The organism is Flectobacillus sp. BAB-3569 (assembly GCF_002270355.1).
Lineage (GTDB): Bacteria > Bacteroidota > Bacteroidia > Cytophagales > Spirosomataceae > Flectobacillus > Flectobacillus roseus.
Map to the genome: position 1 here is coordinate 1 of NZ_NJFZ01000152.1, position 429 is coordinate 429.

At 42.4% G+C, this 429-nt stretch carries 2 protein-coding genes; both read right to left on the reverse strand.

Annotated features, from left to right (window positions below):
• Positions 1-150 (reverse strand): M14 family zinc carboxypeptidase (locus tag BWI92_RS27960; protein WP_310588962.1); only part of this gene is annotated, 150 nt, incomplete at its 3' end.
• Positions 125-346: a hypothetical protein gene (locus BWI92_RS27965; protein ID WP_095168676.1), complete on the reverse strand. Its 222-nt coding sequence runs from the start codon at positions 344-346 to the stop codon at positions 125-127. The genes BWI92_RS27965 and BWI92_RS27960, both read right to left, overlap by 26 nt.
• Positions 347-429 lie beyond the last annotated feature (83 nt).

Below are 429 nucleotides of genomic sequence, written 5' to 3' on the forward strand. Positions count from 1 at the left end.
ATGGTGTTCAGCTTTGATTTGGTCGATATTAGCCAAATTTTTTGGAGAAGAAATCGTCAGGAGGAGGAGCGGACGGTTTTCGTAAGTTCTACCGTATTCGACAAGCTTGACACGGTTAGAAACTTCAGCGACTTTTTTCTGTATCAACAAGTTGCTCGTGTTGGATATGCCATTCGCCTACCTGGAAGCCAAAATACTGCTGTGGGGTAGGAATGGCAGGGTCATACTTCACATTTTGTGGTACCTTCGGATCGGAACTGTAAATGGTTTCGCCTGCTCGTAAAGTCCATGCTTTGTCAAAAGTACTTTCGTCGGCAGTTGCTAGGGCATCACGACAATCGATCAAGTTTTTTTCAAAAACTCCACCAAGGCTTCAGTTGTATTTAGGTTTGGTAAAGTGTAGGGATTTTTTTCAAAATCTAATTCATC